The sequence below is a fragment of the Streptomyces sp. V4I23 genome (assembly GCF_030817975.1).
Lineage (GTDB): Bacteria > Actinomycetota > Actinomycetes > Streptomycetales > Streptomycetaceae > Streptomyces.
This window is the reverse complement of record NZ_JAUSZW010000004.1, coordinates 5648432-5663212: the sequence shown is the minus strand read 5'-3', so window position 1 is coordinate 5663212 and position 14781 is coordinate 5648432. Positions and strand designations below refer to the sequence as shown.

Annotated in this window: 11 protein-coding genes; 6 read left to right on the top strand and 5 right to left on the bottom strand. The window is 70.4% G+C overall.

Annotated elements, in window-relative coordinates:
* Positions 1 to 110: 110 nt before the first annotated feature.
* From QFZ82_RS28040 to QFZ82_RS28030, 3 genes are all read right to left on the bottom strand, one after another.
* The gene (locus QFZ82_RS28040) at positions 111 to 455 is read right to left on the bottom strand and encodes a nuclear transport factor 2 family protein (RefSeq protein WP_373429336.1); all 345 of its coding nucleotides are present in this window, start codon (positions 453 to 455) and stop codon (positions 111 to 113) included.
* 89 nt (positions 456 to 544) lie between these two features.
* The gene (locus tag QFZ82_RS28035; protein WP_307715789.1) at positions 545 to 1336 is read right to left on the bottom strand and encodes a class II aldolase/adducin family protein; all 792 of its coding nucleotides are present in this window, start codon (positions 1334 to 1336) and stop codon (positions 545 to 547) included.
* Between the two features lie 11 nt (positions 1337 to 1347).
* Positions 1348 to 2334, bottom strand: a complete 987-nt coding sequence (locus QFZ82_RS28030) for a C-terminal binding protein (protein WP_307715788.1) — start codon at positions 2332 to 2334, stop codon at positions 1348 to 1350.
* 139 nt (positions 2335 to 2473) lie between these two features.
* On the opposite strand from QFZ82_RS28030, the gene QFZ82_RS28025 reads away from it, so the two are divergent.
* The 4 genes from QFZ82_RS28025 (at position 2474) to QFZ82_RS28010 (ending at position 8138) form a co-directional block, all read left to right on the top strand.
* Positions 2474 to 3433 (top strand): Lrp/AsnC family transcriptional regulator, encoded by a 960-nt coding sequence (locus QFZ82_RS28025; RefSeq protein WP_307715787.1) that lies wholly within the window; start codon positions 2474 to 2476, stop codon positions 3431 to 3433.
* 183 nt (positions 3434 to 3616) lie between these two features.
* Positions 3617 to 5278, top strand: a complete 1662-nt coding sequence (locus QFZ82_RS28020; protein ID WP_307715786.1) for an amidohydrolase — start codon at positions 3617 to 3619, stop codon at positions 5276 to 5278.
* 61 nt (positions 5279 to 5339) lie between these two features.
* Positions 5340 to 6680 carry an MFS transporter gene (locus tag QFZ82_RS28015; protein ID WP_307715785.1) on the top strand — a complete coding sequence of 447 codons (1341 nt, stop codon included), beginning with the start codon at positions 5340 to 5342 and terminating at the stop codon, positions 6678 to 6680.
* 720 nt (positions 6681 to 7400) lie between these two features.
* The gene (locus tag QFZ82_RS28010) at positions 7401 to 8138 is read left to right on the top strand and encodes a dienelactone hydrolase family protein (RefSeq protein ID WP_307715784.1); all 738 of its coding nucleotides are present in this window, start codon (positions 7401 to 7403) and stop codon (positions 8136 to 8138) included.
* Between the two features lie 829 nt (positions 8139 to 8967).
* On the opposite strand, the gene QFZ82_RS28005 is transcribed toward QFZ82_RS28010, so the two are convergent.
* Both QFZ82_RS28005 and QFZ82_RS28000 read right to left on the bottom strand, forming a co-directional pair.
* Positions 8968 to 9279, bottom strand: a complete 312-nt coding sequence (locus QFZ82_RS28005) for a hypothetical protein (RefSeq protein ID WP_307715783.1) — start codon at positions 9277 to 9279, stop codon at positions 8968 to 8970.
* A 94-nt stretch (positions 9280 to 9373) separates the two neighbouring features.
* Positions 9374 to 9724 (bottom strand): hypothetical protein, encoded by a 351-nt coding sequence (locus QFZ82_RS28000; protein ID WP_307715782.1) that lies wholly within the window; start codon positions 9722 to 9724, stop codon positions 9374 to 9376.
* Positions 9725 to 9837: 113 nt separating this feature from the next.
* On the opposite strand from QFZ82_RS28000, the gene QFZ82_RS27995 reads away from it, so the two are divergent.
* The gene (locus tag QFZ82_RS27995; RefSeq protein WP_307715781.1) at positions 9838 to 10266 is read left to right on the top strand and encodes a CU044_2847 family protein; all 429 of its coding nucleotides are present in this window, start codon (positions 9838 to 9840) and stop codon (positions 10264 to 10266) included.
* Positions 10267 to 10343: 77 nt separating this feature from the next.
* On the top strand, positions 10344 to 14771 hold the full coding sequence (locus QFZ82_RS27990) for a trypsin-like peptidase domain-containing protein (RefSeq protein WP_307715780.1): 4428 nt from the start codon (positions 10344 to 10346) through the stop codon (positions 14769 to 14771).
* Positions 14772 to 14781 lie beyond the last annotated feature (10 nt).

The following is a 14781-nucleotide window of genomic DNA, read 5'->3' as shown; positions in this document are numbered from 1 at the left end:
GCGGGGGCGCGGCTGGGAGCCGGTCGCGCGGCCCGGCGGGCCGGGAGCCGGCCCCGACGGCTGAGGGCGGGACCGGTCCGCGCCGTCCCGGCGGGCCGCGAGGTAGCCGCTCAGGCCTGCCCGGTCTCGAAGCGGCCCACCTTCCCGTCCTCGACGGTGAAACGCCACGTGGTGCGCATCTCGCCCCAGGTGTCGTTGCGGTAGCGGGCGACCAGGCCGAGCCCGTCGGCGGTCTGCTTCTCGACGTCCATGTGACCGTTCGACGAGAAGATCTCGCTCTCGGTCCAGTCGTCGACGTCCCGCTCGCTGCCGTCGTCGGACATGGTGGCGCCCGGCGTGAGCGCGGCACGGAAGCTTTCGCGGTCGTGGGCGTTGACCGCGGTGACGAAGGCGCGGACGGCGGGCTCGGTGAGTTTGCTGACGGCGATGGGCACGGCGGTGGTCCTTCCGCTCACGGGTGGGTCGCCTCCATCGGTACACCGCCCCGCCGCGCGGCACCTTCCGGCGGCGGCCACCCGGGCGTCGGCCCGCTCGTCGGGGCGGATCAGTCCTGGTAGTCGGGGGCGATCCGGTCGAGGAGCCGCAGCATCGCCGCCCACGCCAGGTCGTACGCGTCGTCGTCCTGGAAGTCCGCGTCCGCCTCGCCCGCGAGCTGCCGCGCGGTGTACTCGCACACCTCGGCGGGCGGCAGGACCAGCGGGCCGCCGCCGGCCTGCGCGGTGACCTGGATCTCGCACGCCTTCTCCAGGTAGTACATGCGCAGGAACGCCTGAGCCGCGCTCTCACCCACCGTCAGCAGACCGTGGTTGCGCAGGATCAGCGCCGGGTGCCCGCCGATGTCCGCGACGAGCCGCCGCTGCTCGTCGAGATTGAGGGCGACGCCTTCGTAGTCGTGGTAGCCGACGCGGTTGTGGAACTCCATCGACATCTGGTTGAGCGGCAGCAGCCCGCCCTCCTGTGCGGCGACGGCGCAGCCCGCCTTGGTGTGGGTGTGCAGGACGCAGTGGGCGTCCGCGCGGGCGGCGTGGATGGCGCTGTGGATGACGAATCCGGCCGGGTTCACCGGGTACGGGGTGGGCTCGACCGGGTTGCCCTCCAGGTCGATCTTCACCAGGTTGGAGGCGGTGATCTCCTCGAAGAGCAGCCCGTAGGGGTTGATCAGGAAGTGGTGCTCGGGGCCCGGCAGCCGCAGCGAGATGTGGGTGAAGATCAGGTCGGTCATCCGGAAGTGCGCCACGAGCCGGTACACGGCCGCGAGTTCGCGGCGCAGCCGCAGTTCCTCGGCGGCAGCGGCGGAAGCAGCGGGGACGGTGGTCGTCGCCAGGTCGGCGGTCATGCGGTGGCTCCTCAGGCGGGGACGGCGGTGGACGGGTCGACCACGGGGGTCAGCGGGCGGCCGGTGCGCAGCCAGGCGATGACGTTCTCGGCGGGCTTGCACACGTACGCGTGGCGCGAGGTGTCGGAGAGGTAGGCGCTGTGCGGCGACAGCTGGATGCCCGGGTGGCGGCGCAGCGCGTCGCCCGCGGGCGGCGGTTCGACGGGGAAGACGTCGAGCGCCGCGCCGGTGAGCCGCCCGCTGTCGAGGGCGTCCAGCAGGGCGGACGGGTCCACGAGTTCGCCGCGGGCGACGTTGACGAGGAAGCTGCCGGGCCGCATCCGTCCCAGCAGCCGCGCGTCGGCCAGCCCGTGCGTCCGCGGTGTGAGCGGGACGTGCAGGGAGAGCACGTCGGAGTCCGCCGCGAGGGTGTCGAGGTCGGCGTACCGCCGGACGCCGGCCGGCCAGTGCCCGTCCGCCGCGTGCGGGTCGTACGCGGCGATCCGGCCGAACACCGGTGCGGCGAGAGCGGCCAGGTGGCGGGCGATGCGGCCGAGACCGACCAGGCCCAGGGTCAGGTCGCTGGCCCGGCGCGGCAGTTCGGCGGCCGCGAACTCCGCGTTCCAGCCGCCGGACCGGACGACGGCGTCGGCCTGCGGGAGCCGGCGGACGAGCGACAGGGCGCTCGCGAGGGCGTGGACGGCCACGTCCTCGGTGGCCGCGTCCGGCAGGTTGGCCACCCACAGGCCGCGGCGCCGGGCCTCCGCGGTGTCGACCATGTCGAAGCCGGCGGACATGGTGGCCAGGATCCGCAGTTGTGGCAGGCGGTCGAGCAGCGCGGCGTCGATGCGCGCGTAGCCGACGATCAGCGCCACGGCGTCCGCTCCGGCCCGGGCGATGACATCGGGGTCGCGGCTGCCGGCGACGCGTACGTCGAAGCCGGCGTCGGCCAGCAGCCGGGCACCGGGTCCTGGATCGAGGTCCTCGGTGTCGGTGAAGACGACGACGGGCCGCCCCATACGATCCTCCGCAGATGATTCGTCGGTCAGTGACGCATCAAACTTACGATTCGTCCCCCTCGATTGTCCACACCTGTCCGCTGCGGACGTCAGTGAGGCCCGTCACCGACGGGACCCCCGGCACCCGCGGTGCCCGAGAATGTCAGCGGACCTCGGCGCGGCACGCGCCGGGGCCACCGAGCCGAGGGGATCAGCCCAGGTGGATCTGGACCGCATCGACCTGGCCGTCGTCCGCGAACTGCAGACCGACGGCCGCCTCACCTACGAGACGCTGGCGCAGCGCGTGGGCCTGTCGAGGCCGGCGACCCGCGCACGCGTGCAGCGGCTGCTCGAGTCCGGGGCCGTACGGGTCGTCGCCGTGGTCCACCCGGCCGTGCGCGGGCTGACGGCCTCCGCGCACCTGTCCATCGACACCCACGGACCGGCGGAGACCGTCGCCCGCGAGATCGCGGCGATGCCCCAGGCGCCGTTCGTCACGCTCACCGCCGGGCAGCGCGCCGTCATGGCCGAGCTGCGCACCGAGGACTTCGACGCGCTGGACCGGGCCATCGAGCAGGTCCGGTCGCTTCCGGGCGTCTCGGCCGTCGACCTGCTCATCAGCATCGAGCACCTGAAGGACCCGTATCTCCTCGCGACCACACCCGGCGTGAACGAACTCGACGTGACGGACCGGCAGATCCTCGACGAGCTGGAGCGGGACGGGCGCCTGCCCTTCGCGGAACTCGCCGAGCGCGTCGGCCTGTCCCCCGGCGCCACGCGCTCGCGCACACTGCGCCTGCTGGACGGCGGCGTGGTGAAGGTGCTGGCCCTGGTGCGCCCCGAACTGCTGGGCATGGGCTACCTCTGCGGCTTCGCGGTACGGGTCGAGGGCGCGCGGGAGCCGGTGGCCACCGCCCTGGCCGGCCTGGAGCGGGTGTCGTTCCTGTCGGCGTGCGTCGGCCGGGCGGAGCTCGTCGGCACGATCACGGCGGAGTCGCTCGCGGCGGTGCGCGCGACCCTCGACGAGATGCGGGGCCGTCCGGGCGTGCGCGGGGTGGAGAGCTGGGTGCACCTGGAGCTGGTGAAGGAGCGGTACGACCTGGGCGCTCCGGCCGCCTGACCCCAGAGCGACATCCTCGACAGACGATCCGTAAGCGAGAGATCGGAAAACTTCCGAAGAGTTATTCAATTCAGGGTCTGGCCAACTTGTCGTTCGTTATCTATCGTCCTGACGAACGAATCAGCCGATGCATGTCGTCTCCCGACCCCGGCACCCTCCTCCTTGGCCGAAAGCAGGACCCCCATGCACCACCCCCTCGCCGATGCCTCCGCCGACCGCACGCTGCTGGTGACGGGCGCCGACGTGGCCGCCCCCGGCAGCGCGGCCCGTGCGGAGGCGCTCGCCGTGCGCGGCGACCGGATCGTCCACGTCGGCACCGCCAACGACGCCCGCGCGGCCCTCGGCGGCCGGGTGGACGAGACGCTGGACCTGGACGGCGGCCTCGTCCACCCCGGCTTCGTCGACGCCCACTGCCACCCCGTGATGCACGGGCAGGCGCTGGCCTGGGTCGACTGCCGCCCCGAGCGCGTCCCCGACATCGAGACCCTGGTCGCGGTGCTGTCCGAGGCCGCCCGTGAGCTGCCCGCGGGCGTACCCGTGCGCGGCTTCGGCTACGAGCACCGACGCCTCGCCGAGCGCCGCCACCCCACCTGCCACGACCTCGACCGGATCGCCACCGACCGCGAGGTGTACGTGATGAACGCCTCCGGCCACGGCGGCGTCGTCAACACCCGTACTCTGCACGCCTGCGGCATCACCGCGGGCACCCCCGACCCGGACGGCGGCTCCATCGGCCGCTTCGAGAACGGGGAGCCGGACGGACAGCTGTGGGACGCGGCCTGCGACCGGCTCACCGGCCCCGGCGGGGTGAAGATCGGCAACCACGGCCCGAACTTCCACCTCTCCGAGCCGGACGACATCATGGCCGACCACCTGCTGCGCGCCCAGGAGACCTTCCTCGCCGCCGGTGTGACGACGGTCGGCGACGCCCAGGCCTCGCGCCGCGAGATGGAGACGTACCTGCGGGCCCGTGAGCGCGGGGCGCTGCGGATGCGCGTCTCGGCGTACCTGACCTCCGCCCTGCTCGACACGGCCCTCGAACTCGGTGTGGTCCACGGCTTCGGCGACGACCTCTTCCGCGTGCAGGGCGTGAAGTTCTACGCGGACGGCACGCTCGGCGGCTGGACGGCCTACTTCCCCGACGGGTACGCCGCCGACTACTGCCACCACGGGCAGCTCTACCACTCGGCCGAGGAGTACGCCGAGATCGTCCGGCGCGCCCACGGCGCCGGACTGCAGACGGCGACCCACGCCCAGTCGCCGTTCGCCATCGGCATGGTGCTCGACGCCGTCGAGAAGGCGCAGGCGGACGTCCCCCGCGCCGGCATGCGTCACCGCATCGAGCACTGCGGGCTGCCCACCGACGAGCAGATCACCCGCATGGCGGGCCTCGGGGTCGTACCGGTCATGCAGCCGCAGCACCATCTGCGCACCGGCGACGGCACGCTCACCGCCGTCGGCGACCTCGGCCACCGCTACAACCCCGCGGGGCCGTGCCTGTCCGCCGGTGTGCCCGTGGTGTTCTCCTCCGACGCGCCCGTCGCACCGCCCGCGCCGCTGGAGGCCGTCTCGGCGGCCGCGACCCGGCGGACCGTGCTCGGCACGGTGCTCGGCGACGAGTCGCTGCGCCTGTCCGTCGCCGACGGCCTGCACGCCCACACCGCCGCGGCCGCGAGGGCCCTGCACCGGGAGGCGGCAGTGGGCTCGCTCGCGCCCGGCATGCTGGCCGACTTCGTCGTCCTGGACCGCGACCCGCTGCTCGCCGACCCTTCCGAGCTCGCCTCGATCGGCGTGCGCGAGACCTGGATCGGCGGCACGCGGGCCTGGGCCGCCCCCGGCCGCTGACCCGCCGCCTCCCCCGCTCGCCCTTCCCGCTCCCCGCTCCCCGCTCCTCGCCGGAGGCCCCGTGTCCCAGCCAGCCACGCCCACGAAGCCGCAGAACCCCCTGAGAGCCGCCTTCGCCGCACTCGTGGGCACGTCCATCGAGTGGTACGACTTCTATGCCTTCGCCACCGCGGCCGCGATCGTCTTCGACGACGTGTTCTTCCCGGCCGACATGCCGCCGCTGCTCAAGACCCTGTCCGCGTTCGGCACGTTCGCCGTCGGCTTCCTGCTGAGGCCGCTCGGCGGCATCGTCTTCGGCCACATGGGCGACCGGGTCGGACGCAAGAAGACCCTGGTCATCACCCTGCTGATGATGGGCATCGCGTCCTTCGCGATCGGCCTGCTGCCCACCTACGCCCAGGCCGGCGCCCTCGCCCCCGCCCTGCTGATCATCCTGCGCCTGATCCAGGGCATCGCGATCGGCGGCGAGTGGGGCGGCGCGGTGCTCGTCGCCGTCGAGAACGCCCCCACGGGCCGGGCCACCTTCTTCGGCTCGTTCGCCCAGCTCGGCTCCTCGGTCGGCGCCCTGCTGTCGACCGGCGCCTTCTCGCTGATGAGCCTGTGGGGCGACGAGGCGTTCACCGCCTGGGGCTGGCGCGTGCCGTTCCTCGCGTCCGCCGTGCTCGTCGTCATCGGCCTCGTCATCCGGCTCAAGCTGGAGGAGGCCCCGGTCATGGAGGAGATCCGCGCCCAGCGCACCGAGCAGGACAAGCTGCCGGTGCTGGAGGTCTTCCAGACGTCCTGGCACACGGTGCTCGTCGGAGTCTTCGCCCTGGCCACGGCCACCGGCGGCTACTACGTCGTCACCAGCTACCTGCTCACGTACGGCACCGGTGGACTGCACCTTTCTGAGTCGATGCTTCTCAACGGCCTGACCCTGGCCGCCTTCGTGGAACTGGCCGTCACCCCCGGCCTGGCCTGGCTCGGCGACCGCATCGGCCCGCACAAGGTCGTGATCGGCGGCCTGGTCGGTGTGGTGGTCCTGGCCGTGCCGCAGTTCCTGGTGATGGGGACGGGGAGCGTCTTCCTGATCTACGCGATGATGCTGGCGATGCGGTTCGTGATGTCGGCGCTGTACGGCCCGATCGCGGCGATACTCGCCGAGGGCTTCGCACCCCGCGTCCGCTACACCGGGATCTCGCTGTCCTACCAGATCTGCAACATGATCTTCGGCGGCTTCGCCTCGCTGGCGGCGGTCTCCCTCACCGCCCTGGCCGGCGGCCACTACTGGCCTGCCGCCGCCCTGCTGATGGCCATCTCGGTGATGGGCATCTGGTGCACGGCGCGGCTGCGCGCCATGCGGTCGCGGAACGCCGCGGTCCCTGCCGCCGACGGGACGAAGACGGTGTCGGCGGCACTCTGACCAGGGCGGGGATGTACGGCGAGGGGCCCGCGACACCAGGTCGCGGGCCCCTCGGCCATGGTGACGTAGCTGGGCTTCGGTTCACCGGAGTAGTGCTTGGTCACACCGGCGATCCACGCCTCGCGGAAGATCCGACCGTCACTCATGCACGTGTCCCTCTCGTCATGCGGTACGCGAAAGCGTCGCGATTCGGTGATCCAGATTCGAGACTCGGCCATCGGACATGAGCGGGGCGAGACGCCCTCGGAGCCCGTCCAGCTTCTTACCGATGAATCCCGAATTCGACTGGCCGGCCAAACTGATCGCGGTCTCCGCGCAGTGCACGACCTGGTCGACATCGCGCCGGTGGACCCCGAGGACGGCAAGGTCGCTCAGTACAGCGGCGCGGCGGCGCAGCGACAGAGGCTGGGCGAGGCTGCGGTGAGGGTCGCGTAGACGGCCGATGGGAAGAGACGCCGGCTCCTGGCCGAGGCCAGGGATGTCGCGCTGCACTGTGGACTGGGGTGCCGGCGTTGCCTTTTGCCCGGTGGGCTACGCTGTGCGGCCATGAATACCGGGACGGCATTGCGCCACACACGGATTGGTGACCCGGTGCTCTTCTGAGCGCCGTACGGGCCGGTGCGGGCCCGCTGTTCGATCGAGGATCTCGCGCTGCTGCGCGGGCTCCGCCTCCGTCGTGTTGATCACAGGCTTGATACATCAACCACGACGGGAGAATTCATGCCCACCAAGGCGTTGCAGATTCCCACCACGGACGGCCAGGCCGACGCGTTCGCCGCCTTCCCCGACCGCGGCGAGCGGCACCCAGGGGTGCTGATGTACGCGGACGGCTTCGGCATCCGGCCCGTGCTGCGGGAGATGGCCCGCGAACTGGCCGGGCACGGGTACTACGTGCTCGTCCCCAACCTCTTCTACCGGCACGGCCCGGCACCGGTGATCGAACTTCCCGAGCACATCGGAGAAGAGGTCCGGCCCGCGCTCATGGCCCAGTTGATGCCCTTGATCGAGGCGCACACCGCCGAACGTGTCCTGAGCGACGCCGACGCCTACCTCAGGTTCCTCACCACCCAGCCCGAGGTCGGCGCCGGACCGGTCGCGGTGACCGGCTACTGCATAGGCGGCCTCCTGGCGATGCGCACCGCCGCGGCCCACCCCGGCCAAGTGGCCGCCCTCGCCGCATTCCACGGCCCCGTGGGCGCGGACGGGTCCGACGCCCTCGCCGAGATCACCGCCCAGGTCCACTTCGGCCACGCTGAAAGCGACCTGACGCCCGAAGCCCTCGGCGAGCTCAACCGGGCCCTGGACGCCGCGAAGGTCGACTACACCTCCGAGATCTACCCCGGCACCGTCCACGGGTTCACCATGTCCGACACCGACGCCTTCGACCCCGCCGGACTACAGCGCCACTGGGACCGCCTGCTACCCCTCCTCGACCGCACACTGGCCAACGGCTACTGACCGAGTAGGGGCCTGACCAGCGTAGAAGGCTGCTGGTCAGGCCCCCGTCGCAGAGACGGATAGGTGGGTCAGGCGTTCTCTGCGCGGATCATCTTGCGCAGGCTGCTGCGGGCAGCTGCCAGGTCCTTCTCCAGTTCGTCGACCCGCTCATTCAATGGCTGAAGCTGGGCGATCTCCTGTTCAAGTCGGCTGTTGGCGTTGGTGAGTTCGGAGATGCGCGCGGTCAGCTGCTGGTTGCCGACCTGGTCGAGTTGCTGGCGGACGGCTTCGCGAAGGCGGTCACGTTCCCTGGCGGAGGGCGGTGATCTCCTCGCGAGCCATGAGGAGGTCGGACTTCAGGCTGGCCGGGCTGGCCTGGCGACCGTCTGATCGTGCGACGACAGTTCGTGTTCCTGCTGGCGGATGGCCGCTTCAACGTGCTCGCGTACGCCTTCGGCATGGACGAGCCAGGTTGAGACCTTCGCGGTGCGGGCGATTGTGGTGAAGGTGATGGGCTCGCCGTCGGCCAGCTGCGGGAAGCCGCGAGAACCTCGGTCGGAGTGCGGGCTGCGGGGCTCGCCGCTTCAAGGAGACGCAAGGAATGTGGGGCGTATGCCCAGGTCAGAGACCTGGGCGGCAGACGAGTCGGGCTGTACGCCGGGGAGAGTCACCACATCACTATGACCTGCACGAACGTGCAGGGAGGGCACTTTCGCGGCTACCTTGACGGCTACGCAACGAGTCGCCCCAGCCGCGGTGCCGTACGGACGGCACCCGACCCTAGCGTGGTCACGGACGCTCTTGTATCCCCTCGGTCGGGCGGGGAGGAGCGCCGCAGGGACCGAACCAGTCAGCGAATGTCCGCGTACCAGTCAGCGGTCCGTCTCAGGTAGCGGTATCCGACCCATTCCTGGGCAAGCCGTTTGCCCTCCACGAGCAAGCCCACGGTGTCCGCCCGGTGCTGTACGGGAAGCCAGCTCGCCAGTTGTGAAGCCTCCGCCGCATTGGCCGGAGCTTCCTTGGCACGACGGGGCCGGCCCAGACCCAGTAGCGCTTCGTACAACATTTCGGTGGGCTGCACGGCGGGCAGGCCGAGTTGCGACGCCGTGTGGGAGGCCTTCAGCGGGATGCGTACGCCGCTGAGGTCGAGGTCGCCGACCATTCTCCGGGGCCCCGCGAGTGTGCGGATGGGGTTTCCGCAGCTCAGGAGCGGTTGCGAGCACTGTAGCTGATGCAACACGTGTGGTGCACGGGTCCTACTGGTTGTCGTCGTCGGCGGCAGGCAGCTTGTCTGCGGTGCGCTGGACGACCTTCTGCACCGATCCTTGCAGGGAGCGCAAAAGTTCCCGCTCGGCCTCTTCGGTGCCGGCCTCGATGTTCCTCTGCCGAACGTCGTCGACCAGGCCCTCGATCGTTTCGTCGAGCCGCTGCCGCAGCAGCCCCGTGCGGAGAGCTTCGCCCTCGACGACGGTGTGCGGATCGATGCCTTCGCGCAGGCACTCCTCGCGGTAGCGGGCGAAGTTGACGTCGCGGACGTTGACGTCGCGGGTGGTGAGCCGGCCCGGAACGGCGCCAGGTCCCGGGCATGGGCAACGGGACGCCGACACACCACCCCGGTCGACCCTGTGACTCCCGGCACACAGCCGGATAGCCTCTCCGTGCACCTCACGAGCCGCCTAACTCAGAGGCCCGGAGGATCAGTTCACGATCGGGGAACTTCATGCCGCTGTCGGAAGGTCAGGCCCTGTACACAGTCGAAGTGCCGCTGGGGAGCGGCGGCGAGGTCGTACGAGTGCAGGTGAACGACGCCGGGGAGGACGTCGTGCGCGTCGGACGCGGCAGCCGTGCCGTGGCCCGGGCCGAGCAGTCCCTGGAACAGATGCTGGATGTCGTACGGCCGGTTGCGGACGCCTTCGTCGGCCGCTGCCGTGGCATGCTCCGTCCGCCGGACGAGGCGACCCTCGAATTCGGCATGTCGCTTTCCGCCGACGCGAAGGTCCTCGTCGCGGGCTCCTCTGCGGAGGCCAACTTCTCCGTCAGCCTAACCTGGCACAGCAGCCCCGCCGGTTCGGACTCGGTGCCGGAATCCGTACCCGGCCCGGAGTCCGCGGGCCGAGGCCCGGCGGGCGGCCCCGCCTCCAGTGGCTGAGTCGCGCGGGGCAGACCGGGACCAGCCGTCGCACTGCCAGCACCCTCCCGCTCCCCTCACCGCTCCGAGGAGGTCCCATGCACGACCAGGGCGAATCCGGCCGAACTGCGGCCGGAGCCGGGCACGGTGAACACGAGGACGCCGACACCGTCCTCGCCTCCGGGACGGTCCGCCTCCGGGACGGGCACGGCGACTCTGCCGGTACCGGATTCCTCGTCGGTGACGGGCTCGTCCTCACCTGCGCCCATGTGGTGTGCGATGCGCTCGGGAAACCCCGCGACACCAAGGTGCTTGCCGGGGCCCGTGTCACCCTCGATATGCCGCTCCTCGCCGGGCCGGGGGCCCCGGGGCATGACATCGAAGCAGAGGTGGCGCACTGGGTGCCGATCCGGGAGGACCGGAGCGGCGATGTGGCCGTGCTTCGGCTGCTCGCACCGGCACCGGGGGCGCGGCCGCTGCCGACCAGCCTGTCCCGGCGTCTGTGGGAACACGGGTCCCGCATCGTCGGCTTCACCGGTCGCTCCGACCGGCCCGTGTGGCAGCGGGGCAGTCTCCTCGGCCCTGCTGGGAAGGGCTGGGTGCAGTTGTCCCGGGCCGACGGGCAGACGGTCCGTGTCACCGGCGGGTTCAGCGGCAGCCCGGTCTGGGACAACGCCCTCGGCGCCGTCGTCGGCATGATCGTGGCCGCGGAGCCGGTACGGGACGACCAGCAGGCATACATGCTGCACCTCGGGGCGCTCGCCGACGAGATCCCCGCTCTCACCGGAACGTTCCTGGCCCCGACGCCCTTCCGTGGCCTGGAGCCCTTCCGCGAGGAGGACGCCGACGTCTTCTTCGGCCGCGAGGAGGACACGGAGACCGTGGTCACCGCACTGCGCGGTGACCGTGCAGCGGTGACGTTGTGCGGACCCTCGGGGTGCGGCAAGTCCTCCCTCGCCCTCGCGGGGGTGGCGCCCGTCATGCGCCGTGCCGGCCACGAGGTGGTGGTCGTCCACTGCGGCCGCACCTCCCGTCCGGTGGGCGCCCTGGCGGTCGAACTCCTCGAACTGGCACGCCAGGAACGGTTCGGGCCCCCGCGCGCCATCGGCGTCGAGCGAGTCTTCACCTGGCTGACCGGGGCAGGCCTCACGGACACCGTCCACCGGCTCACCGGCAGTGCCACCACCGACCTCCTCGTCGTACTGGACCAGGCCGAGGCTCTGCTCGACCTGCCCGAGGAGGACCTCACGGCCCTCTTGTCGGTGCTTTTCCCCGCCCGGCGCACCGCCGGAGTGCGGGTGCTGCTCACCTTGCGCGCCGACTTCATTGACGCCGCCCTCAGCCACGAGCACCTCGGCCCGGTGCTGAAACGGGGAGCCGTCCTGCCGCTGACCCCGATGACCCGGGAGCAGCTCCAAGCCGTCATCACCCGCCCCGTGGACCGCGTCCCCGGTGTCTCCTACGAACCGGGGCTGGCCCGCCGCATCCTCGAGGACGCCGGCAGTGAGCCCGGCGTCCTCCCTCTCCTCTCCTTCGTCCTGCGGCACCTGTGGGAGGAACAGTCGGGCGGCCGTCTGAGGGTCGAGGCGTACGAGAGGGCCGGGGGCGTCTCCGGCGCACTGCGCAGGCACGCGGAGGAGGCATGGCGGAAATACGTCCCGTCCGTGACCGAGACCGGCTCCCCGGACCCCGCAGACGCCCCGGAGACCCCTGACCCCATGGAAGCCGTCACGCACGCGCGGCGGCTCCTCGCCGGACTGGTGCGCGTGGTGCCGGGCAGCCGGACGCCCGCACTGCGGCGGGTGCTGACCCGGGCGGAGGCCGGCGAGCAGCGATGGCGCCTGGCCGTGCTGTTCGCCGGGAAGGACGAGCGCCTGCTGGTGCTCCACGGCGGCGCCGGTGAACCGGAGAGCGTGGAACTCGCCCATGAAGCCCTCATCACGGCCTGGCCGACTCTGTCCGAAGTGGTGCGCGAGGACCAGGACTTCCTCGCCGCGCGCACGGAGTTGCAGCACGACCGGGAACGCTGGGAGAGAGCGGGCCGTGCCGACGATCTCCTGCCGCGAGGGGCCCAACTCATCGCCCTCGAGAGCCGTCTCGCCGGGCGCACCGACGAACTGACGCAGGGCGAGACCGACTTCCTTGACCTCGCAGACCGGCAGCGCCGCGCGAAACAGCGACAGCGCCGTCTCCGGCAGCGGCGCATCCGGTGGGCCTGGGCGGCCGGCAGCCTCGCTCTCGCGCTCATCGCCACGTTGATCGGGTTCTTCGTCCAGGAGTCCCGGGTGAGCAAGGAGCGGGAAGCGGAAGGCAGGTCCAGGTCGCTGGCCGTGCAGGCGGACGAACTGGCCGACACCAATCCCGCCCAGGCCGCTCTTGCCGCGATAGCGGGCTACGACATCTCCCCGACTCAGGAAGCCCGCAACGCGTTGCTGCGCCGGTACACCTCGGTCAAGGAAAGGGCATGGATCCTGTCGGGAGTCGAGGGAAAGATCGACAGCGTCGCCATGAGCGCGAACGGCGCGGTGACTCTGGCGACCTCCGACACCCGGCGCGCGACCCTGTTCCTGCGTACGAAGCAGGGCAAGGTGCGTCAGGTCAACCTCCGCCTCCGTCCCAACGTCCTGGAGCCCACGGTCAGCCTGGACGGGCGGCGCATCGCCTATGTGCGCGACGAGGACCGAGCTGTTGTCTGGCACGATGTCACACCCACGGCGAAGGACCCGGTAGGGCCTGCGCATCTGCTCGAAGGTCCGCCGGTGAAGGCCAAGCCGGATGACTGGGGCAATCTGCGCAAGCTGATCGACTTCTCGCGCACTTCCCGCTACCTCGTCGAAGCAGCGGTCGATTCCACGACGTTCCCGGTACGTGTCTGGGATCTGGAGACGGGGCGCCGGCACGACCTGCCGAAAAACATCCCCGGGATCAAGTCCATCTGGTTCGGCCCGGACGACACCACACTGGTGGCCATGGGGACCACCTCGTCCCAGACCGAGATGATGGACACGGTCGACATCCGGACCGGTACGAGACGGCGCTTCGTCACGGATGGCGAATACAGCGGTGTGTCGGGAGACGGAAGCGTGGCCATCACGTGCCATGAAGGGGACAGCGAGTCTTCGACCAACGCTCTGTACCAGACGATACGAGTGGCGGACCGGCGGATCCTACGCAGTTACCGACCCGACGACATCTCGTGCGAACAGACGGTCCTTGACGCCAAAGGCGACCGGTTTGCCCTGACCGGCTACGGAGACACCTGGGAAATCGTCAACGCCAACGGCAACGATCGACCGCGAAAAGTCATAGCTCCTTCTGTACGCCTACTCGACCTCACTCCGGAACTACCCTTGCTCGGCTCCGAACGGGAGCCCGTCCTGGCCTTCAAGGACGATAGTTCGGTCTCCGGACACACCCTGGTGAGCGCCGATGGAGCCACCGCCTACGGCGTGCCGAGACTACTCGGGGACGGAAACACGATGGTGGTCCGCCTCGGCGAGAGAGGCGACTCCCTGCGCGTCATGGAGACCGAGGGCGACAACCGCGACCTGGCCGAAGTGTCCGTCAAGGCCAAGACACCGCCGGCCAAGGAACAGGTCATCGCGATCAACAGCGCCGAGACACTGATGGCAGATGTGTCGGACAAGAACCGGGTGACGGTCCGCCAACTGCCGTCCTTGCGCCACGTATCAGAGTTCACCACAGCCACCGAACCACCCGTCGTCGACTGGGACCCCCACGACCTCTTCACCCCGCCCGGCGACAAAGGTGAGCTGGAACCCATTGACCTCGTCTTCCTGCCCGGTGATCGGCTCGTGACAGTCGTTGGTTCCCGCGTCGAACAGTGGGATACCCGCAAGGGACGTCGCCTTACCTCGATCGATCTGAACGGCCTTCGACTCACTTCCCAGAACCGGCCAAAGTACCACGTGACTCCCCACCGCGACCCGGATCTGCTGGCGGTCAGCGTGAACGACGAACCGGACCTGCACGCCGTCGACCTGCGAACAAGCCGGGAGAGGAAAGACCTCCGCATCCGATTCGCCGACGACTTCCTCACCGCGTACTTCCTCAAGGACACGCGCTATATGGCCGTACTGACCTCGGGACGCATCTTGGAGCTGTGGTCCGTCGAGCCGGGACAACGACCACGTCGAGTGGCAGCCTTCCCCAAGCCGCTGCGACCTGGCGAGTGGGCAACGGGCAACCCCAGTGGCGCAGACTACTTTCTGGCCGCTGACAGTTCTGTGACCTTCCTGAAAGCAGACGATCCGTCGTATCGGGAGACCTACGAGTTCGCCGAGAACCAGAGCGTCATCTCTGCCACCAGGGATGGCAAGGCACTGTTCGGCTCTCCCACCCCGGAGTCTTCACTCGATGCGCTGGGGAAATCTCCCCTCTCCCTGACCCGGCTGGACCCCATCCTGTGGAAGCGGCACCTGTGCAAGGTGATCGGCCGTGGCCTCACCGACGACGAGCGCCGCGGCCTGCCCGGCCAGCTGCCGGACAAGATCTGCACCACATGATCCGCGAAGG